General features: G+C 65.6%; 18 protein-coding genes. 10 read left to right on the top strand and 8 right to left on the bottom strand.

All coding sequences use genetic code 11. From position 1 onward, the window contains the following. Positions 1 to 18: 18 nt before the first annotated feature. From VARPA_RS00090 to VARPA_RS00075, 4 genes are all read left to right on the top strand, one after another. Complete coding sequence (locus VARPA_RS00090) at positions 19 to 1,449, top strand: carotenoid oxygenase family protein (protein ID WP_013538488.1); 1,431 nt, start codon at positions 19 to 21, stop codon at positions 1,447 to 1,449. A gap of 88 nt (positions 1,450 to 1,537) precedes the next feature. Continuing rightward, positions 1,538 to 2,434, top strand: coding sequence for a pirin family protein (locus VARPA_RS00085; protein ID WP_013538487.1), 897 nt, complete (start codon positions 1,538 to 1,540; stop codon positions 2,432 to 2,434). Between the two features lie 89 nt (positions 2,435 to 2,523). Further along, positions 2,524 to 3,597, top strand: a complete 1,074-nt coding sequence (locus VARPA_RS00080) for a flavodoxin family protein (protein WP_013538486.1) — start codon at positions 2,524 to 2,526, stop codon at positions 3,595 to 3,597. 152 nt (positions 3,598 to 3,749) lie between these two features. Then, positions 3,750 to 4,328 carry a Spy/CpxP family protein refolding chaperone gene (locus VARPA_RS00075; protein WP_013538485.1) on the top strand — a complete coding sequence of 193 codons (579 nt, stop codon included), beginning with the start codon at positions 3,750 to 3,752 and terminating at the stop codon, positions 4,326 to 4,328. A gap of 90 nt (positions 4,329 to 4,418) precedes the next feature. Here the strand turns inward: VARPA_RS00075 and VARPA_RS00070 are convergent, their stop codons facing one another. Further along, complete coding sequence (locus VARPA_RS00070) at positions 4,419 to 4,853, bottom strand: hypothetical protein (protein ID WP_013538484.1); 435 nt, start codon at positions 4,851 to 4,853, stop codon at positions 4,419 to 4,421. Between the two features lie 219 nt (positions 4,854 to 5,072). Between VARPA_RS00070 and VARPA_RS00065 the strand changes: the two genes are divergently transcribed. The 3 genes from VARPA_RS00065 to VARPA_RS00055 are packed head-to-tail and all read left to right on the top strand — an operon-like array spanning position 5,073 to position 8,143. Continuing rightward, on the top strand, positions 5,073 to 5,861 hold the full coding sequence (locus VARPA_RS00065) for an endonuclease/exonuclease/phosphatase family protein (RefSeq protein ID WP_013538483.1): 789 nt from the start codon (positions 5,073 to 5,075) through the stop codon (positions 5,859 to 5,861). 13 nt (positions 5,862 to 5,874) lie between these two features. Further along, complete coding sequence (clsB, locus tag VARPA_RS00060; protein ID WP_013538482.1) at positions 5,875 to 7,146, top strand: cardiolipin synthase ClsB; 1,272 nt, start codon at positions 5,875 to 5,877, stop codon at positions 7,144 to 7,146. A gap of 16 nt (positions 7,147 to 7,162) precedes the next feature. After that, a complete protein-coding gene (locus VARPA_RS00055) occupies positions 7,163 to 8,143 on the top strand; it encodes a lysylphosphatidylglycerol synthase domain-containing protein (protein ID WP_041943111.1) in 981 nt (326 codons plus the stop codon). A 1-nt stretch (position 8,144) separates the two neighbouring features. Here the strand turns inward: VARPA_RS00055 and VARPA_RS00050 are convergent, their stop codons facing one another. Beyond that, on the bottom strand, positions 8,145 to 8,720 hold the full coding sequence (locus VARPA_RS00050; protein ID WP_013538480.1) for an acyloxyacyl hydrolase: 576 nt from the start codon (positions 8,718 to 8,720) through the stop codon (positions 8,145 to 8,147). Positions 8,721 to 8,922: 202 nt separating this feature from the next. On the opposite strand from VARPA_RS00050, the gene VARPA_RS00045 reads away from it, so the two are divergent. Next, positions 8,923 to 9,420 (top strand): polyhydroxyalkanoate granule-associated phasin, encoded by a 498-nt coding sequence (locus tag VARPA_RS00045; RefSeq protein WP_013538479.1) that lies wholly within the window; start codon positions 8,923 to 8,925, stop codon positions 9,418 to 9,420. A gap of 18 nt (positions 9,421 to 9,438) precedes the next feature. On the opposite strand, the gene VARPA_RS00040 is transcribed toward VARPA_RS00045, so the two are convergent. The 3 genes from VARPA_RS00040 to VARPA_RS00030 form a co-directional block, all read right to left on the bottom strand. Then, entirely contained in the window at positions 9,439 to 10,686 is a 1,248-nt protein-coding gene (locus tag VARPA_RS00040) for a metallophosphoesterase (protein ID WP_041942718.1), read from the bottom strand. Between the two features lie 133 nt (positions 10,687 to 10,819). After that, positions 10,820 to 11,320 carry a hypothetical protein gene (locus tag VARPA_RS00035; protein ID WP_013538477.1) on the bottom strand — a complete coding sequence of 167 codons (501 nt, stop codon included), beginning with the start codon at positions 11,318 to 11,320 and terminating at the stop codon, positions 10,820 to 10,822. Between the two features lie 137 nt (positions 11,321 to 11,457). Then, positions 11,458 to 11,976 (bottom strand): hypothetical protein, encoded by a 519-nt coding sequence (locus VARPA_RS00030; protein WP_013538476.1) that lies wholly within the window; start codon positions 11,974 to 11,976, stop codon positions 11,458 to 11,460. Between the two features lie 298 nt (positions 11,977 to 12,274). Here VARPA_RS00030 and VARPA_RS00025 point away from each other — a divergent pair, with 298 nt between their 5' ends. Both VARPA_RS00025 and VARPA_RS00020 read left to right on the top strand, forming a co-directional pair. Continuing rightward, positions 12,275 to 12,535, top strand: coding sequence for a hypothetical protein (locus VARPA_RS00025; RefSeq protein WP_013538475.1), 261 nt, complete (start codon positions 12,275 to 12,277; stop codon positions 12,533 to 12,535). A gap of 49 nt (positions 12,536 to 12,584) precedes the next feature. Then, positions 12,585 to 13,229 (top strand): hypothetical protein, encoded by a 645-nt coding sequence (locus tag VARPA_RS00020; RefSeq protein ID WP_013538474.1) that lies wholly within the window; start codon positions 12,585 to 12,587, stop codon positions 13,227 to 13,229. A gap of 665 nt (positions 13,230 to 13,894) precedes the next feature. Here the strand turns inward: VARPA_RS00020 and gyrB are convergent. The 3 genes from gyrB to dnaA form a co-directional block, all read right to left on the bottom strand. Next, positions 13,895 to 16,516, bottom strand: a complete 2,622-nt coding sequence (gyrB, locus tag VARPA_RS00015) for a DNA topoisomerase (ATP-hydrolyzing) subunit B (RefSeq protein WP_013538473.1) — start codon at positions 16,514 to 16,516, stop codon at positions 13,895 to 13,897. Between the two features lie 135 nt (positions 16,517 to 16,651). Continuing rightward, positions 16,652 to 17,758 carry a DNA polymerase III subunit beta gene (dnaN, locus tag VARPA_RS00010; protein ID WP_013538472.1) on the bottom strand — a complete coding sequence of 369 codons (1,107 nt, stop codon included), beginning with the start codon at positions 17,756 to 17,758 and terminating at the stop codon, positions 16,652 to 16,654. 88 nt (positions 17,759 to 17,846) lie between these two features. Next, on the bottom strand, positions 17,847 to 19,226 hold the full coding sequence (gene dnaA, locus VARPA_RS00005; protein ID WP_013538471.1) for a chromosomal replication initiator protein DnaA: 1,380 nt from the start codon (positions 19,224 to 19,226) through the stop codon (positions 17,847 to 17,849). Positions 19,227 to 19,313 lie beyond the last annotated feature (87 nt).

Genomic DNA, 19,313 nt, shown 5'->3' with positions numbered 1-19,313 from the left:
TTGAACCCAGGAGCCCCGATGAACGACGTCACCCTGCCTCGCAACGCCCCGCCGCCCAACATGGCGCCGATCGACTTCGAAACGGAACTCGGGCCGCTGCCGCTGCAAGGCGTCTTGCCCGAAGGCCTTCGGGGCACGCTGGTGCGCAACGGCCCGAACCCGGTGGTGCCCGACCCCAAGGCGCACTGGTTCGCGGGCGACGGCATGCTGCATTCGTTCACCCTGGCCGACGGGCAGGTGCACTACCGCAACCGCTGGCTGCGCACCGATCTCTGGCGCGCCGCCACCGAAGGGCGGGACCTGACCAGCAGCTTCCAGAAGGCGAGGGTCAGCGACGGACCGCCACCGCAGCACGACGGCACGGGCAACACCAACGTCATCGCCCATGCCGGCCGGCTGCTCGCGCTCGAGGAGGCGCATCTGCCGATCGGCTTCGAGCTGCCCACGCTCGCCACCCTCGGCGCCACCGATTTCGACGGCGCGCTGAGCGGCGCCTTCACCGCCCACCCGAAGACCGATCCGCGCACCGGCGAGTTGCTGTTCTTCGGCTACGGCACGCCGGCGAAGCTGTCCAACGGCATGAGCTTCGGCGTGATCTCGCCCGAGGGCCGCGTCACGCGCTTCGAACATTTCGAGGCGCCCTACGCCAGCATGGTCCACGACTTCATGGCGACCGACCGCCATGTGATGTTCCCCATCATGCCGCTCACCGCCAGCATGGAGCGCGCCCAGAGCGGCCGACCGCCCTACGCCTGGGAACCCGAGTACGGCACCCGCGTCGGCCTGATGCCGCGCGACGGCAGCACGGCCGACATCGTCTGGTGGCGCGGCCCGAGCTGCTATGCGTTCCACGTCATGAACGCCTGGGAGGCCGACGGCAGCCTGTTCGCCGACGTGATGCAGTTCGCGACGCCGCCCCTCTTTCCGAAGCCCGACGGCTCGCCCGCCAGCGAGATCACGCCGCAGAGCTGGCTGGTGCGCTGGCAGTTCGACCTGTCGAACCCGTCGCGCGAATTCACGCAGACGCGGATTTCGGACGTCCCGGGCGAATTCCCGCGCATCGACGACCGCTTCGCCGGCCTGCCCTACCGCCACGGCTGGTACACGTGCCATGCGGAAACGACGCCCGGCGGGCCGCCGCGTCTCTACGCCGGCCTGGCTCACATCGACCACGCCAAACCCGGGACCGAGCGCGACATGTACATGTTCCCCGCGCCCGAAGTGGTGTCCGAAGGCGTTTTCGTCCCCCGCTCGCCCGATGCGGAAGAAGGCGACGGCTGGCTGCTCGCGACCGTGTGGCGCAGCGCGACCAACACCAGCGACCTCGTGATCTTCGATGCCCGCGCGCTCGCGAAGGGCCCGGTCTGCACGGTGTCGCTGCCGCACCGCGTGCCGGTCGGCTTCCATGGCAACTGGTTCGGAGAAGAACACACAGAAGAGCGCACGTGAAGCAGGCGGCGGGCCTTGCGCCCTCGATCGTTCGCGCGGAGCCCGCGCTCATCCCCACCGGTGGTGCGGTCGGCGGGTTAGTGACACCATGGGTCGCATGACCAAGAACGCCAACCACCCCACCGAACCCGTTGCCACGCCCCGCGGCCTCGACCACATCGTGGCCGGTGTCTCCACCAGCGACGGCGACGGCGTCAAGCTCACCCGCGTGCTGCAGCAGCCGCTGCAGAAACGGCTCGATCCGTACCTGATGCTCGATGCCTTCGGCAGCGACAACCCGGGCGACTACATCGGCGGCTTTCCGAACCATCCGCACCGGGGCTTCGAAACCGTCACCTACATGATCGCGGGCCGCATGCGACACCGCGACAGCGCCGGCCACGAAGGCCTGCTCGAAAACGGCGGGGTGCAGTGGATGACCGCCGGCCGCGGCCTCGTGCACAGCGAGCTGCCCGAGCAGGAAGAAGGCCTCATGGAAGGCTTTCAGCTCTGGCTCAACCTGCCGGCCAAGGACAAGATGCGCGAGCCTTGGTATCGCGACATCCAGAGCGAGGAGATTCCCGAATACACCACCGCCGAAGGCGTGCACGTGCGGGTGATCGCCGGCACCAGCCACGGCATCGAAGGCGCGGTGCTGCGCGCGCACACCGAGCCGCTCTACCTGGACCTCACGCTGCCGCCCGGCGCCGAATTCGCGCAGCCGCTGCCGGCGGACCACAACGTGCTGGTCTACGTGTTCCGCGAATCGCTCTGGATCGCCGGGAGCGAAGTGCCGACGCGCCGCATGGCGATCCTCGCCAACGACGTCGGCAGCGACGGCGTGGTGCTGCGCGCGGGCGCGACCAACCACAGCCCGGCGCGCGCGCTGCTCATCGCGGGCCGGCCGCTGCACGAACCCATCGCGCAGTACGGGCCGTTCGTGATGAACACGCAGGAGGAAGTGAAACAGGCCGTGCACGATTTCCAGAACGGCCAGCTCGGCTGAGCTGCGGAGCTGATCTGTAGTCGCGCGCCTACCGGAAGTCGGCATCGCGCGTGGTTCTGTGCCGGCGCGCGGCCGCATAGATTCCGGCCATGTCCCCCACGATCCGCAAAGGACAGGCGCCCGAGACGCTGCAGCGCGCCCAGTTCCACGACCGCTTCATGCAGCCGTTCCAGGACCCGGCGTTCAAGGCCGAGTCCGATTCGCTCCAGCGCATCGAACTGATTGCGTGGGAGGCGTACCAGGAAGGCCGCAAGGCGCCGGTCACGCGCAAGGCCGGGCCCGGCTATGCGGACCCCGACTACGACTTGTCGGTGGACTGGCTCGAAGCCAAGGCGCGCATCGATGCAGCTCAGGCTGTCTGGGGCCAGCCGCAGACGCGTTCGCGCGTGCTGCTGGTGAACGGCTCGCCGCGCAACGACGGCACCTGTCCCGGCGAAATCTCCAAGACATGGCGCCTGACCGAACTGGCGCGCGAAGTGCTCGAAGGCAGCGGCGTCGAAGCCGACGTGCTCGACCTGAGCCATCTCACCTCGGAATACGGCCGGCACATCCACCCCTGCAAGGCCTGCGTTTCCACCGCCATGCCGTTGTGCCACTGGCCCTGCAGCTGCTATCCCAACCATTCGCTGCGCCAGACCGGCGACTGGATGAACGAGATCTACGAACGCTGGGTTGCTGCGCACGGCGTGATCCTGCTCACGCCCACGCACTGGTACCAGGCCACCAGTCCCCTCAAGCTGATGATCGATCGCCTCGTCTGTGCGGACGGCGGCAACCCCGACCCCACGAGCACGCACGGCAAGAAGCCCGAAGAAGCCAAGGCGCTCGAGCTCCAGGGCTGGGGCTATCCCAAGCACCTGGAGGGCCGCGTCTATGGCGTGGTGGTACACGGCGACGTGGCCGGCGTCGAGAGCGTGCGCCGCAACCTCACCGACTGGCTCGACTGGATGGGGCTTGTCGACGCGGGCGCGCAAGCGCGGCTGGACCGCTACATCGGCTACTACGAACCGTATGCCACCAGCCACGATGCGCTCGATGAAGACACCGACGTGCAGGAAGAAGTGCGCAATGTCGCGCGTGCCGTCGCCCGCGCGGTCGGCGAACTGCGCGCCGGAAAGCTGCAGTCGCCGGACCGGGGCCTGAAGCAGCCGCGGCCCAAATAAGCGGCATCGCACACCGCAGCGATGCGCGCGTGCGATTCATCATTCTTTACGCAAGCTCACGCCGGGCTAACGGAGGCGATACAGAGGTCTTCCACACTTCGCTTCACCTGCTGCCCCTCGGTGGCGGGCTTCTTCGAAAGGAAGCACTTCTCATGATTTCTCTTCGCCAACGCATCGTCTGGGCCAGCCTCCTGGGCTCCGCAGCCCTCGCCTCTTCGGGTGCCTTCGCTCAAGCGCCGGCCGCAACCACCACGCCCGCGGCGCCCGCCGCTGCCGTGGCCCAGGCCGACACCACCGCCGCCCCCAAGGCGCAACACAAGCGCATGGACCCGGCCCAGCGCATGGAGCGCATGAAGGAGCACCGTGCCAAGCGCCTCGCCGCGCTGAAGGACAAGCTCAAGCTAACGGCAGCCCAGGAAAGCGCGTGGACCACCTACACCACGGCCAACCAGCCGCCGGCCGGTGCCCGCCCGCAGCGCATGGACCGCGCCGAGTTCGCCAAGCTGACCACGCCCGAGCGCCTGGAACGCATGCAGACCCGCCAGGCCGAGCGCAGCGCGATGTTCGCCAAGCGCGCCGAAGCCACGAAGACCTTCTACGCGGCGCTGTCGGCTGACCAGAAGAAGACCTTCGATGCCGAAACGGTGCATGCCGGCGGTCACGGCCACCGTGGTCATGGCGGTCACCGCGGCCATGATGGCCAGCGCGACGCCGCACCCGTCAAGAGCTGAACAGCCGGCCGCCGGTGACGGCGGCCTCTGAAAAAAAGCCCGCAGCGCCTTGCGCGCTGCGGGCTTTTTCCGTTCAGGTGGGCCGCCTGCTTACTTCGGCGTGCCGGTCTTTTCCGTTGGATTGGTCGGCACTTCCGGGCGCTCGCCCTTCTCGCCGAATTGCGGCTTGACCTTGCGGGCCTGCTGGCTCACTTCAGCACGCGACTGCTCCCCGGTCGGCCGCGGCATTGCGTTGGGCTGGTGGTTGACCGTGGTCGTCGCTTCGCCCTTGGGCACCATGCTGTTGGCGTTGTTGCGGTTCTGCACGCGTGCCTCCGCCTTCACGGCCTCGCGGGAGGCGGGCATCGAGTTGTCGGGGCGCTGCGGCGGATTGGCCACGCCGGCCGGCGTCATCGTGCTGGCCTGGCCGCCCACCGACGGATCGGGCTGTGCGGGAATCGACGTCGCCTGGGCCATCGCGCCGCCGGCCGCGGCCATCAGCACGGCGAGCACCGTGCCCTTAAAAATAGTGGTCTGCTGCTTCATGGTGAGTTCCTTTTGCTTGTCTCGTAAGAGTGATGGATGGAGAACCTTGGGCCGCCTTTTCGCAGCCCTGAAATGACCGTAGGAGGCGCTTCGCGCCGGGCGTGTCGGGGTGGGGCAGGCCCGGCTGTAGGAGCCCGCCGCCCGCGCGCGAAAGGCACGGAAGAAGGTGGCGCGTTCCTACAGGCAGGCCCGGCGCGGCAACGTACAACGCCAGAATCGATGTCTTCCTCCCCGATACCAACCGTGGCCGCCGCGCCCGCACCGACCTCGCTGAAGGTCATGACGGTGAACACCCACAAGGGCTTCACCGCGCTCAACCGCAAGTTCATCCTTCCCGAATTGCGCGACGCGGTGCGCACGGTCGGCGCCGACGTGGTCTTCCTGCAGGAAGTGCTGGGCACGCATTCGCGCCATTCGCGCAAGGTGAGCAATTGGCCGGATGCGCCGCACTACGAATTCCTGGCCGACACCATGTGGCCGCAGTTCGCCTATGGCCGCAACGCCGTGTACCCGAAGGGCCACCACGGCAACGCGGTGCTGTCGAAGTTTCCGATCGTGCATTTCCGCAACCACGATGTGTCGGTGAGCGGCCCCGAGAAGCGCGGCCTCCTGCACTGCGTGCTGCGCCTGCCGGGCCGCACGGTCGACGTGCATGTGATCTGCGCGCACCTGGGGCTGGCCGAAGCGCATCGCCAGCAGCAGCTCGAACTGCTCTGCCACATCGTGCGCGACGAAGTGCCGGCCGATGCGCCGCTGATCGTCGCGGGCGACTTCAACGACTGGCGCGGCCGCGCGCACGAGGTGCTGGAAAAAGGCGCTGACTTGCGCGAGGTGTTCGTGCATGCGAATGGTCGCGCCGCCAGGACCTTTCCCTCGCGTTTTCCCCTGCTGCCGCTGGACCGCATCTATGTGCGCAACGCCGGCGTGCACGCGCCGGTGGTGCTGCCGCGCCGGCCTTGGTCGCACCTGTCGGACCACGCGCCGCTGGTAGCGGACATCGATCTTTGAAGCGGGTCGCACCATGAGCCACGGCAACCATTGGGTCGGCGGGAACCGCATCGAGCTGCTCGAGAACGGCGAGGAATTCTTTCCGCGCGTGTTCGATGCGATCCGCGCGGCAGAGCGCGAAGTGATCGTCGAGACCTTCATCCTGTTCGAGGACAAGGTCGGCCTCGGGCTGCACGCGGCACTGCGCGAAGCAGCGCAGCGCGGCGCCAAGGTCGACCTGATGATCGACGGCTTCGGCTCGCCCGACCTTTCGCGCGAGTTCATCGAGGGCCTTACCTCGGTCGGTGTGAAGGTGCGGGTGTTCGACCCCGGCCATCGTTTCATGGGACAGCGGCTCAACGTGTTCCGCCGCATGCACCGCAAGATCGTGGTGGTCGACGGCGAACGCGCCTTCGTCGGCGGCATCAACTATTCCGCGGACCACCTGCTCGACTTCGGTCCGAAGGCCAAGCAGGACTGGGCGGTGGAACTCGCGGGCCCGATCGTCGCGGAGATCCACCAGTTCGTGCTGCGCGCCATCGCCGTCGGCGGCAAGGGCGCGGGGTGGTTCCGCCGCCGGCTCAAGCAGGCGCCGCCGGTGCGGCAACTCACGGCTGGCGAAGCCGACGCGATGTTCGTCACGCGCGACAACCGCCGCCACACCAACGACATCGAGCGCCACTACCGCGCCGCGATCCGCGCGGCGCGCGAGCGCATCGTGATCGCCAACGCGTATTTCTTTCCGGGCTACCGGCTCATCAAGGAACTGCGCCGCGCCGCGCGCCGCGGCGTCGATGTGCGGCTCATCCTGCAGGGCGAGCCCGACATGCCGATCGTGAAGACGGCCGCGAGCATGCTGTACCACCACCTGCTGCACGCGGGCGTGCGCATCTACGAGTACTGCGACCGGCCGCTGCACGGCAAGGTCGCGCTGATGGACGACCGCTGGAGCACGGTCGGCTCGAGCAATCTCGATCCGCTGAGCCTGTCGCTCAATCTCGAAGCCAACGTGGTGGTGCGCGACAAGGCCTTCAACGAGGTGCTGTGGAAGCGCATGGACCAGCTTATGCAGGAGAGCTGCAAGCGCATCGAAACGACAGACCTCGCGAGCGAGTGGAGCGGATGGCGGCTGGTGCGCAGCTTCTTCATCTTTCACTTCCTGCGTTGGTATCCCGCGTGGCTGGACCGCCTGCCGCGCCACGTGCCGCGCCTGACGCCGGCCGAGGCGACCGATCTGGCCGAGCGGCAGAAGAACGAGAAGAACAGCAACAACACCGGCGGCGCGACGCCGACGGAAGCGGCATGAGTCCGTGAGCAAGAGCATGAGCACGACGATGGCCCTCGCTCGCCAGTCCTGGTGGCCCTGGGCCCGCCGGGTGGTCGTTTGGGGATTCTTCGGGCTCGTCGCCTGGCTGCTGGTGACCCAGGCACGGGCCATCGACTGGAGCGAGGTGTTCCAGGCGATTCGCGCGCTGCCCGCGACGACGCTGCTCGCAGCCGGCGCATTGGCCGCAAGCAGCTTCGTGCTCTACAGCACCTACGACCTGCTCGGCCGCCACCTCACGCGGCACAAGCTCGGCGCCGGCACGGTGATGGGCGTGACCTTCATCAGCTATGCCTTCAACCTGAACTTCGGTTCGCTGGTCGGCGGCGTGGCGTTTCGCTACCGGCTCTATTCGCGCCTGGGTCTCGGCAACGCGACCATCACCCGCGTGCTGGGCTTCAGCATGCTGACCAACTGGCTGGGCTACCTGGTGGTGGCCGGCGCGGCTTTCTTCTTCTGGCCTATGGCACTGCCGCCCGAATGGAAGATCGGCAGCGGCGGGCTGCGCGTGCTCGGCGCTGTGCTGCTGGCGCTGTCGGTGGGCTACCTCGCGCTGTGTGCGTTTTCGGCGGGACGCGTGTGGCGTGTGCGCGGCCACACGTTCAAGACGCCGGGGCTCGCGATGGCGCTGCTGCAGCTCGCGATGTCGTGCCTGAACTGGTCGCTGATGGGCGGGGTGATCTGGCTGCTGCTGCAGGGCCAGGTCGGCTATCCGCATGTGCTCGCGGTGCTGCTGGTGGCGGCGGTGGCTGGCGTCGTCACGCACGTGCCGGCGGGGCTCGGCGTGCTGGAAGCGGTGTTCGTCGCGCTGCTGTCCTACCAAGTGGCCGAGACGACGCTGCTGGGTGCGCTGCTGGCCTATCGCGGCCTGTATTACCTGCTGCCGCTGGCGGTCGCGCTGTGCGCCTACCTCGTCACCGAGATGCGCATGCGCCGCAGCCGCCCTCGTCGCTTGCCTGGTCGCGCCCCGGGCGCCTAGCCTAGAAGTGATAGGTGTAGCGCAGGCGCAGGAAGGTCTCGCCCGGGTTGGGCTTCTTGATGCCGCCATTCGAAACGTGTTGCACCCGCAGCGAGACTTCATGCGCTCCGTTGTCGCCGAAGCTGCGCCCGATGCCTAGCACCTCGGTGAACTGGAAGGCCGTGCTGAAGCTGCGGTCGGGCGTGCGGTAGACATGGTCCATCAAGGTCGCGCCGACGCCGCCTTCGGCGAACCAGGGCGACGCGCCGTCGCCGAAGCGGTAGCGCAAGGTGTAGATCGCGCCGATCTGGACGAAATTGCGCGGGCCGTCGTCCAAGGGACGCGCATGCCAGTTGCTTATGTAGAAGTCGAGGTACGAGGAGAACGGACTTCCCGGTCGCCTCTCGTTGAACGACCACGGCACCGTCATGCCGACGCTGACCGAGTTGGTGTCGCCCTTCTCTCCGTGGCGCGCATGGCCGCCGTCGAGGTAGAAGCCGCGGGTGTCGTCGCCAAAAGCATGGGCCGCCGTGCCCAGCAAGCCGAAAAGGCCTGCGAACACGGCGGCCCGAAGGGGCGCGCAAGGATGTGATTTCATGTGATGGGTGTCCAGTGCGGATAACGGAAGAAAACGCATGTTTACTTTCCAGCGCAGGGCACCGATGCCGTCTGCACGTAATTTCCACATCCGAAGGTAGGACTTGTTCAACAAGAATGCAGTTTGAAATTGCTGCGCCGCAGCAATTCGAAACGGTCGAGGCCTATAGTGGGTTCTCCTCCCCCACGCATCGGCCCCTCACATGTCATCTCTCAGTTCCACCGCCCGTCTGGCCAATCCGCTCATGCAGTGGCTCGACCTGGCCCTCAAGACCAACGAGATGCTGCTGTCCTCCGGCTCGGTGATCCGCATGCGGACCGAGCGCATCGCCAAGGCCGGCCTCACGCCCAGCGCGGCCGACCTGGCGGAATTCCAGCTCATGGGGCACGAGAAGCTCGCCGCGGCGAGCGAATCGGGCATGGCGATGGTCAAGCAGTGGCACAGCAGCCATTTCTCGCTGGCCAACAAGGCGCTGCAGCAGTGGCTCCAGGGCACGACGGCCTTCTTCTCGATGGCCGGCAGCGTCACCCCCGCACAAGCGGCCGCGCGCGGTGATGCGTTCGTGCAGACGGCGGCCCGCACGGCGAACGCGGCCAGCCAGCTTTCCGGCGTTGCCGTCCGCATCGCGCGCGAAGGCCTCAAGCCGATCCATGCCGCAGCCACGTCCAACGCCCGCCGGCTGGCCGAACTGCAATCCTGAAAAAAGAAAAGGGCCGGCTCAGGGCCGGGCCGGCACCAAGGTCAGCAGCGTGATTTCCGAAGGCGCGCCAAAGCGCTTCGGCGGCCCCCAGTAGCCGGTGCCCCGGCTCACATAGATCCACATGTCGTGCAGCCGGTGCAGGCCCGCCGTGAAGGGCTGCTGCATCGGCACGAACAGGTTCCAGGGAAAGAACTGGCCGCCATGCGTGTGGCCCGACAGCTGAAGCTGGTAGCCCGCCGCAGCCGCCACCGTCGCGCTGCGCGGCTGGTGCGCCAGCAGCACACGCGTGTGCACCAGCGGCGGCGCATCGAACAGCGCCAGGTGCGGGTCGCTCGCATGCGCCGCGTCGAAGTGCCCGGCGGTGAAGTCGGTCACGCCGGCCAGCACCAGCGCGCTTTCGAAGAGTTCTTCATCGGTCTGCGCGCCGCGCACATTGCGCGTCTGCAGCACCACGTGCTCGTTGAGCAGCACCTTGAGGCCGAGCCGGCGCAGCTCGTCGATCCACGCATGCGCGCCCGCGTAGTACTCGTGGTTGCCCGTGACCACGAAGGTGCCGTGCCGCGCGCGCAGTCCCGCGAGCGGCGCGATGTGCTCGCGCAATTCGGGCACGGTGCCGTCCACGAGGTCGCCGGTGATCGCGATCGCGTCGGCGCCCAGCCGGTTCACCGCATCGACGATGCGCTGGATGTAGGCGCTCCTGATCGTCGGCCCGACGTGGATGTCGCTCAGTTGCGCGATCGTGAAGCCCTCGAGCGCCGCCGGCAGCCCGCGGATCGGCACCTCCACGCGTTTCACGCTCGCCGTGCGCCGCGCGTTGAGGAAGCCGACAAGCGATGTGCCCGTGGCCATCGCCAGCACCGCCAGCGCGCTCCACGGCAAGAGCGCATTCCAGCGCACCTGCACAAGGCCCAGCGCGCCCGCCAGCCAGGCGAGCAGCAGGCCGGCATCGCGCAGCAGCGTCAGCACGAACATCGACGAGAACCAGCCCATGCTGATCAGCCCGACCCACTTGAGCACCTCGCCCATCGAGGCATTGGACGCAATGCGGCGCGAGACGAAAGGCAGCGGGATCGTGAGCGCCGACACCGCGAGCAGCACCAGCGCCAGCGGCCATGCGGGCGTGAGCGTGGCCAGCGCGGGCACGAGGCGCAGCGCGATGTAGACGTGCAACAGCGCGGTCAGGGCGCTCAGGGGGCGGATCGGCATCGGGGCAATGGGTTCGGGCATTGCCCGGGATACACCACCTGCAAGGCGCATGCCGCGCATTCAAGACGCCCCAAGGCGCCGCATTCGCTATTTTTTCTATAGCGCGCGACGCCCGGATAGCGGGCGCCGTGGCTTGAGGAGCGTCAGATTTCCGCGACGCCGGCAAGCTGCACCGGCAACCGCCGCCGCCGCGTCACTGCACCGTGCGCGTGCCGGCCGAGGCCATGTCGGTGCCTGCCGGCCATTCGAAGATGGCCTTGGCGGAGGCGCCGTGCGGCACAGTGAGCGATTGCTTGAGCGTCTGGCTGCCGATGCGCGCCTCGACCTCGTAGGTGCCCGGCTCCAGCCGCGCCACCATGAACGGGCCGCCCGACACCACGTTGTCCAGCAGCTTGGTGCCGCTGCTGTCGCGCACCGTGATGTGCACGCCGGCTGCGAAATCGGCGCTGCCCTTGTGGTCCTTGACCGCGAATTCGAAGGTCGCGGGCCAGCGAGGCGACACCGTTTCCATCAACTGCGCTTCGTCGCTGCCGATGCCGCCGCTCATGTATTCGACGCCGTGCGTCATGTAGATCGGCGGATTCACCGCCGCGTGCGCCGACGACAGCGCCCCCAGCAGGACAGCGCCGCACAGCATGGCGGCCGCCAGCGGCCGCATGCGCGAAGAAGAAGAGGAAGAAAAACGGGAGGTCATGGTCTTGAATCCTTTCCAGGTCGTGATGGCGAGAGCCACGCCGCCAATGTGCGGCGAACGACTTAGAAAAGGCTGACTGACCTGTCGATGGCCACCACAGGCCGGGCATGCGGCCGTCGTGCGGCCGATGCTGGGGCTCAGCGAGCGGCGGAGGTCTGCGCCAGCGCCTGCGGCATCGGCGGCGTGACCGAGGCCATGTCGAAGTTCGACGGCCAGAGGAAGGAGGCGCGGCCCGGCACGCCGGCAATCACGATCAGCGTCTGCGTCAGCGTGAGCCCACCCAGCGTGACGTTCACGTCGTAGGCACCCGGGTCGAGGCGCGCAAGCATGTAGGGCGCCTGCGTTTGCACATCCATCACCGTCTGGCCGGTGTATTTCTGGCGGATCTCGACCGAGGCCTTGGCCGGGAAGCCCGCGAACTGCGCGCCCTTGCCGTCGCTCACGCCCAGCTCGATCGTCGCGGCCCAGCGCGGCGCCACCATTTCCATGAACTCGGCCTCGCCCTTGGCTGCGCCGCCGCACATGTACTCGACGCCTTGCGCCACCTGGATGGGCGGGTTCGAGAAAGCGTGCGCCGGCAAGACGGCGCCGAGGAATGCTGCTGTACCGCCCAGTACCAAAGCGGCCAGTGGCCGCCGGAGACGCATAGGGTTCATTGCTTGTTGTCCTCGATCTTGCATGACGTGAAATCCGTCGAGGATTTTGCTTAGCAAGAGTCGGGCTAGATATAGCGTTTACGAGGAACGATCCTCGAATCGAAGTTGAACGCTATTGTTTTAATAGCTGATGACGGCTGTGTGACGGGCATCGCGGCCGTTTCCGGACCCCGACCTCACGGAAACCCTGAGACGCAACGCTTTTGAGGCCGGCCCGCACGGGTGCATGGTTCGCGCCTACAGCGGTGCACGGCGGCGCCGGCTAACAACGAGGCATGACTACAGAAGGAGCTTTCGAATGACCATCCAGTCGACGATCAATGAATTCAAGCGGGTCGATGCCCAACGGGCCGACTTTCCGGGCGAGCACCTGGCCGTGCTCGGGGCGGGTGTGTTGCTGCTGCTGATTTCGGGGCGCAGCCGGTCTTTCATTGCGCGTTTGGTGGCCGGTGCGGCCGGCGGGGCGTTGATCGGGCGGGCTGCGAGCGGGACGGGCGGGATCGCGCGTGTGGCGGCTGCGATGCAAGGCCGTGGGCAACCTGGCCGCGTGAAAAGCTAGCAGGTCCGACGCCCGCCTGTTGTGCCTTCGCGGAGATACTGCGTCTCCGATGAACGGCACCGACGACCACGACCCCCTGCCCGAACGCCGAGAGGCGATGACGGCATGGGAGCGTGGTTTGAGGCCGAAGCGGGATCGCCATTGGGCGTTGTGGCTGGCGCTCGCCGCGTTGCTCGTGTTCCTGCTCTTTCGGGGCGCGGAATGGTTGCTGGCGCAGCGCGCTTCTTCCCAGCCTGCGCAACAGCGCCCGACAGCGCCACCTGCGCCGATCGGCCGTGCTGCGCCCGTGCCGCCGTCGCCATCTCTCGCCCCCGCCCCACCCGACACTTTCGAGGTGACCAAGTGCCTCACGCCCTCGGGCAAGGCTGCTTATTCGGACGGGCCCTGTCCGCCGGGCTCACGCGCCACGACGGTTCGCCTCCGTCGCGACGTGAACATTGCGGATGGAATGAGCATCTCGGAACGAGAGGCTTCGAACCGAAACAACACCGCTGTCGCCGAGCAGCAACAGCAATACGAGCGGCAGGTGGCTCGCAATGTCGACAGCGCGATGGCTGAATGCAGCCAGCTGGATGAATCCGTCAAACGGCTCGATGCCGCCGCACGGCAGCCGCAGGACGTGTATTCGCAGGATCGGCTGCGCAGCGAAAGACATGCAGCGCGCGACAGGCGGTTCCGGTTGGGTTGCCAGTAGCGTGGTGGCTTGCCGGGTTGCAGCACCGGTGTATTCGAATTTCTCGGATCAATAAAAATCGAGAAGTAAAAGAAGCACATGGCCGGTAATCGAAACCGGGCGCCTGATCATTTGGGAGACTCTGCTTGTGCGGAAATGAATTTCCAAAAAATTGAAAAACTTTCAATCCTTTTTAGCTTGAGGCCGAGGGTGATCACCCTATAAAAAACTGTGCGAAAAATATCAGACAGGCTCGCCACGGTTGAGTTTTTTGTATTTTGCGCTGCAACTGAAAAATTACAGAAAACCCAATCCGAATGGTTGAAGAAGACGCTCAGAAAAGCCAGGAATGCCAAACCATACACTGGCTTCATTGCTGAAATAATTACGTGGATTCTGCTGTCGGTTATCCGCGGAAAGCCAATAAGAATTGAGCCGGCATTCGAAATCTACCTGTAATTTATGAAGGCAAAAACTCAAACTCGATCTGGCTTTACGGATCATTGGCAATTGGCGAACATGCCGTCATGCAATTCCAAGGCCGGGGGCTGAAATTCTCGGGGAAAATTTCCCCAATAAATGACGATTTGCCGATCGTCTTAAGCGAAGCGTTGCCGCAATAAAAATTGCCGCAATCCCCGGCAGGGGATTACGGCAATTGCGCTGGAAATGCGTGCGACGCTCGCTCAAACGTCGATATTCGCCGCCCGCAATGCGTTCTGCTCGATGAACTCCCGCCGCGGCTCCACCTCATCGCCCATCAGCATCGTGAACACGCGATCCGCTTCGATCGCGTCGTCGATCTGCACGCGAAGGAGGCGGCGCACGGTCGGGTCCATGGTGGTTTCCCACAGCTGCTCGGGGTTCATTTCGCCCAGGCCCTTGTAGCGCTGGCGCGAGGTGGCGCGTTCGGCTTCGCTGATGAGCCACTTCATGGCCTGGCGGAAGTCGTCGACCTTTTCTTCCTTGGCGCGCTCGCCCTCGCCGCGCTTGACCAGCGCGCCTTCGGTGCTCAAGAGGCCACGGAAGGTGTTGGCTGCTTCTGCCAACGCTGCGTAATCGGCGCCATGCACGAAGTCCTGCGTGATCACGCTGCTCTTGATGTTGCCGTGGTGGCGGCGGCTGATGCGCAGGAGCGGCTTGTCGGTGCGGGCGTCGAACTCGTTGCTCACCTCGGCCGGAATGCCGGTCGTGTTGAGTTCGCGCAGCTTGGCCTGCAGCGCGACGGCCGAGGCTTCGGCGGCGGGCGTGGTGTCCAGGTCGAGCGCCACGCCGTCGGCGATGGCGCGCAGGGCCTCCGCGTCCATGAAGTTGCGCAGGCGCGCAATCACGGACTCGGCCACCTGATGCTTGCGCGCCAGTTCGGCCAGGGTGTCGCCGGTGAGCGTGGTCGAGCTCGCGCCGCCGGTCTCGATGCGCGCATCCTTCAGCGCCACCTTGAGCAGGAAGGCGTCGAGCGCGGGGCCGTCCTTCAGGTACTGCTCTTCCTTGCCGACCTTCACCTTGTAGAGCGGCGGCTGCGCGATGTAGATGTGGCCGCGCTCGACCAGCTCCGGCATCTGCCGGTAGAAGAAGGTGAGCAGCAGCGTGCGGATGTGGGCACCGTCGACGTCGGCGTCGGTCATGATGATGATGCGGTGGTAGCGCAGCTTGGCGACGTTGAAGTCGTCGGCCCCGCCACCCGCAGTCGTCGCGCCGGCGCGGCCGATGCCGGTGCCCAGCGCGGTGATCATCGTGAGAATTTCATTGCTGGTGAGCAGCTTCTCGTAGCGCGCTTTTTCGACGTTCAGGATCTTGCCGCGCAGCGGCAGGATGGCCTGGAACTTCCGGTCGCGGCCCTGCTTGGCGGAGCCGCCGGCGGAGTCTCCCTCCACCAGGTAGACCTCGCACAGGGCAGGATCTTTCTCCTGGCAGTCGGCCAGCTTGCCGGGCAGGCCCATGCCGTCGAGCACGCCCTTGCGGCGCGTCATTTCGCGGGCCTTGCGGGCGGCTTCGCGGGCGCGGGCGGCTTCGACGATCTTGCCGCAGATGATCTTGGCGTCGTTCGGGCGCTCCTGCAGGTAGTCGGTGAGCAGGCGGCCGACGATGTCTTCCACCGGCGCGCGCACTTCGCTGGACACCAGCTTGTCCTTGGTCTGGCTGGAGAACTTGGGCTCGGGCACCTTCACGCTCAGCACGCAGCACAGGCCTTCGCGCATGTCGTCGCCGGTGACCTCGACCTTCGCTTTTTTCGCGAACTCGTTCTCTTCGATGTACTTGTTGATGACGCGGGTCATCGCGGCGCGCAGGCCGGTGAGATGGGTGCCGCCGTCACGCTGGGGGATGTTGTTGGTGAAGCAGAGGACCTGCTCGTTGTAGCCGCTGTTCCACTGCATCGCCACTTCGACGCCGATGTGCGTGCCGGGGATGCCGCCGTAGGTGTCGGCCGGCTTCTCGCCCGCTGCATAGAACGAGTTCGGATGCAGGACGGTCTTGCCCTTGTTGATGAATTCCACAAAACCGCGCACGCCGCCGGCGCCCGAGAAGTCGTCTTCCTTGCCGGTGCGCTCGTCCAGCAGGCGGATGCGCACGCCGTTGTTCAGAAAGCTCAGCTCGCGCAGGCGCTTGGAGAGGATCTCGTAGTGGAAATCGTTGTTTTCCTTGAAGATTTCCGTGTCCGGCAGGAAGTGCACTTCGGTGCCGCGCTTGTCGGTGTCGCCGATGATCTTCATGGGCGAGACCTCGAAGCCGTTCACGGTTTCGAGCAGGCGGTTCTGCACGAAGCCGCGGCTGAATTCGAGTTCGTGGATCTTGCCTTCGCGGCGCACGATCAGGCGCAGCTTGATGCTCAGCGCGTTCACGCAGGACACGCCCACGCCGTGCAGGCCGCCCGAGACCTTGTAGCTGTTCTGGTTGAACTTGCCGCCCGCGTGCAGTTCGGTGAGCGCGATTTCGGCGGCCGAGCGCTTGGGCTCGTGCTTGTCGTCCATCTTCACGCCGGTCGGGATGCCGCGGCCGTTGTCGGTGACCGAGATGGAGTTGTCGCTGTGGATGGTCACGACGATGTCGTCGCAATGGCCGGCCAGCGCTTCGTCGATGGAGTTGTCCACGACTTCGAACACGAGATGGTGCAGGCCCGTGCCGTCGGAGGTATCGCCGATGTACATGCCGGGGCGCTTGCGCACGGCTTCAAGCCCTTCCAGGATCGTGATCGAGCCTTCGCCGTAGCTGGTGTCGGCCAGGATGACTTCGGGCGCGACGACCTGCACTTCAGGCGTGTAGACCGGCTCGGTGTGCGGGACTTCGGGCTTGTTTTCTTCTGCACTCATTCGATATTCCTCTATCTCTCTCACGTCATCGACGTGATTTTTCGGGCTCTCAAGAACTCAATTCGCCGCCTCTTGAAAGCGCAAACCCGCGGAGGGCCGCGGGTTGTCTGCGCAAGGCGCTGTGTGGTTCGTCTGCTAGATACGCATCGGCATCACGACGTACTTGAAAGATGCGTTCTCGGGGATGGTTAACAAGGCCGAGCTGTTGGAGTCGGCCAGGTCCAGCTTGACCATGTCCTGGTCCATGTTGGACAGCGCGTCGATCAGGTAGGTGACGTTGAAGCCGATCTCGATGGCGTCGCCGCCGTAGTCGATGTCGAGCTCGTCCTGGGCTTCTTCCTGCTCGGCGTTGTTCGATGCGATGCGCAGCGTGCCGGGCTCGATGTTCAGGCGCACGCCCTTGAACTTCTCGCTGGTCAGGATGGCGGTGCGCTGCAGGCTGGCCAGGAGCGGCGCGCGGCCGAGCGTGACGGTGTTCTTGTGGTTCTTCGGGATCACGCGGTTGTAGTCGGGGAACTTGCCCTCGACCAGCTTGGTGACGAACTCCATGCCGCCGAAGCTGAACTTGGCCTGGTTGTTCGCGAACTGCATCTCGATGGCGCCTTCGGCGTCGGACAGGAGGCGCTGCATTTCGAGCACCGTCTTGCGCGGAAGGATCACTTCTTGCCGAGGCACTTCGACGTCGAGCATGGCCGAGGAGAACGCCAGGCGGTGGCCGTCGGTGGCCACGAGGCTCAGTTGCTTGCCTTCGGCAACGAACAGGATGCCGTTCAGGTAGTAGCGGATGTCATGCACGGCCATCGCGAACGAGACCTGCGAGAGCAGGTCCTTCAGCGTCTTTTGCGGCACGCTGAACACGGGGCCGAAATTGGCGGCTTCCTGCACCAGCGGAAAGTCTTCGGCGGGCAGCGACTGCAGCGTGAAACGGCTCTTGCCGCCCTTGAGCACCAGCTTGCTCGCGCTCGATTCGAGGCTCACGGTCTGGTCGGCCGGCATGGTGCGCAGGATGTCGATGAGCTTGCGCGCGCCGATGGTGGTGGTGAAGTTGCCTTCGTCGCCGCCGAGTTCGGCCGTGGTGCGGATCTGGATCTCGAGGTCGCTGGTGGTCAGCTGGAGCTGGCCGCCGGTCTTGCGGATCAGCACGTTCGCCAGGATCGGCAGCGTGTGGCGCCGCTCGACGATGCCCGACACCGACTGCAGCGCTGCAAGAACCTTGTCTTGGGTTGCCTTCAAAACGATCATGTCTTCTTCCTCTTCTCTATCTCTTTGAATCAGCTTGTAAGACGCCATTCTCCGCTGTCGCGAGGGGCATTTCTGATGACATCCGGCTTCAGCCCTTGAGCGTCTGTTCGAGGACGTGCAGCTGCTGGTTGAGCTCGGTGAGCTGCTGGCGCTCGCCCGAGATCTTGCGCACCGCGTGCAGCACCGTCGTGTGGTCGCGCCCGCCGAACAGCTCGCCGATTTCCGGCAGGCTTTTTTGCGTGAGCTCCTTGGCCAGGTACATCGCGATCTGCCGCGGCCGCGCAATGCTGGCCGGGCGTTTCTTGCTGTACATGTCGGCGACCTTGATCTTGTAGTAGTCGGCCACCGTCTTCTGGATATTCTCGACCGAGATCTGCCGGTTCTGGATCGACAGCAGGTCGCGCAGCGCCTCGCGTGCCAGGGCGATCGAGATCTCCTTCTGGTTGAAGCGCGAGTAAGCCAGGATCTTGCGCAGCGCCCCTTCGAGCTCGCGCACGTTGGAGCGCACGTTCTTGGCAACGAAGAAAGCGACCTCTTCCGGCATCTCGGCCGATTCGGCGCGCGCCTTGTTGATAAGAATGGCCACGCGCATCTCGAGCTCGGGCGGCTCGATGGCCACCGTGAGGCCGGAATCGAAGCGTGAAACCAGTCGCTCGTGGATGTCGGCCAGGCCCTTGGGGTAGGTGTCGCTGGTCATCACGATGTGCGACTTCTTGGCGAGCAGGGCCTCGAACGCGTTGAAGAATTCTTCCTGCGTGCGGTCCTTGTTGGCGAAGAACTGCACATCGTCGATCAGCAACAGGTCGAGCGAGTGATACCGCTCCTTGAACTCATCGAAAGTCTTGCGCTGATAGGCCTTGACCACATCCGAGACGAATTGCTCGGCGTGGATGTAGAGAACTTTGGAATCGGGGCGATCGGCCAGCAGCCGGTTGCCCACAGCGTGCATCAAGTGGGTCTTGCCCAGGCCGACGCCGCCGTAGATGAAAAGCGGGTTGTACAGGTGACCCGGCATGCCGGCCACGTGCATCGCGGCGGCGCGCGCCATGCGGTTGGCCGTGCCTTCGACAAGGGTGTCGAAAGTGAGGCCTGAATTCAGGCGGTTCTTGAAGCCGGCAGCGGCAGGCTCTTCGCCCGGACCGGCCACGTCACGCGGCACATCGGTCTCGGTCATCACGGCGATGGGCGCAGAGCGGACGGGTGCTTCGCGAGGAGCAAGCGCTAACTCGACGGCCACCGGCTGGCCGTACATCTTCTCGGCCATGGCGGCGATCTTGCCGGCGTACTGGGCGCGGATCCAGTCGAGCTTGAAGCGGTTTGCCACGAACACCGTCATGCGCGACAGGTCGTCGGCAACCTGTGCGGTCAGGGGCTTGATCCAGGTGTTGAACTGCTGCTCGGACAGCTCCTGCGCGAGCTGGTCGACGCAGGCCTGCCAGAGGCTTTCGCCGATGCCGTCAGTCGACATGGGCGCTTTGAAAAGTGGTGGAACCCTCGGGCATTTCTTGGTATAGGTATTGTGGATATTCTCTGCTGGAAGGCGCCGGGCATTCTA

The sequence above is a fragment of the Variovorax paradoxus EPS genome (genome assembly GCF_000184745.1).
Classification (GTDB): Bacteria; Pseudomonadota; Gammaproteobacteria; order Burkholderiales; family Burkholderiaceae_C; genus Variovorax; species Variovorax paradoxus_C.
This window is presented reverse-complemented; position numbering and strand designations above follow the sequence as displayed.

Coding starts and splice junctions, on each gene's coding strand:
- VARPA_RS00075 (WP_013538485.1), top strand. CDS start 3,750: ATGATTTCTCTTCGCCAACGCATCGTCTGGGCCAGCCTCCTGGGCTCC.
- VARPA_RS00025 (WP_013538475.1), top strand. CDS start 12,275: ATGACCATCCAGTCGACGATCAATGAATTCAAGCGGGTCGATGCCCAA.
- VARPA_RS00085 (WP_013538487.1), top strand. CDS start 1,538: ATGGGTCGCATGACCAAGAACGCCAACCACCCCACCGAACCCGTTGCC.
- VARPA_RS00090 (WP_013538488.1), top strand. CDS start 19: ATGAACGACGTCACCCTGCCTCGCAACGCCCCGCCGCCCAACATGGCG.
- VARPA_RS00065 (WP_013538483.1), top strand. CDS start 5,073: ATGTCTTCCTCCCCGATACCAACCGTGGCCGCCGCGCCCGCACCGACC.
- VARPA_RS00020 (WP_013538474.1), top strand. CDS start 12,585: ATGAACGGCACCGACGACCACGACCCCCTGCCCGAACGCCGAGAGGCG.
- VARPA_RS00045 (WP_013538479.1), top strand. CDS start 8,923: ATGTCATCTCTCAGTTCCACCGCCCGTCTGGCCAATCCGCTCATGCAG.
- VARPA_RS00070 (WP_013538484.1), bottom strand. CDS start 4,853: ATGAAGCAGCAGACCACTATTTTTAAGGGCACGGTGCTCGCCGTGCTG.
- VARPA_RS00040 (WP_041942718.1), bottom strand. CDS start 10,686: ATGCGCGGCATGCGCCTTGCAGGTGGTGTATCCCGGGCAATGCCCGAA.
- VARPA_RS00050 (WP_013538480.1), bottom strand. CDS start 8,720: ATGAAATCACATCCTTGCGCGCCCCTTCGGGCCGCCGTGTTCGCAGGC.
- VARPA_RS00055 (WP_041943111.1), top strand. CDS start 7,163: ATGAGCACGACGATGGCCCTCGCTCGCCAGTCCTGGTGGCCCTGGGCC.
- gyrB (WP_013538473.1), bottom strand. CDS start 16,516: ATGAGTGCAGAAGAAAACAAGCCCGAAGTCCCGCACACCGAGCCGGTC.
- VARPA_RS00035 (WP_013538477.1), bottom strand. CDS start 11,320: ATGACCTCCCGTTTTTCTTCCTCTTCTTCTTCGCGCATGCGGCCGCTG.
- clsB (WP_013538482.1), top strand. CDS start 5,875: ATGAGCCACGGCAACCATTGGGTCGGCGGGAACCGCATCGAGCTGCTC.
- dnaN (WP_013538472.1), bottom strand. CDS start 17,758: ATGATCGTTTTGAAGGCAACCCAAGACAAGGTTCTTGCAGCGCTGCAG.
- VARPA_RS00030 (WP_013538476.1), bottom strand. CDS start 11,976: ATGAACCCTATGCGTCTCCGGCGGCCACTGGCCGCTTTGGTACTGGGC.
- VARPA_RS00080 (WP_013538486.1), top strand. CDS start 2,524: ATGTCCCCCACGATCCGCAAAGGACAGGCGCCCGAGACGCTGCAGCGC.
- dnaA (WP_013538471.1), bottom strand. CDS start 19,226: ATGTCGACTGACGGCATCGGCGAAAGCCTCTGGCAGGCCTGCGTCGAC.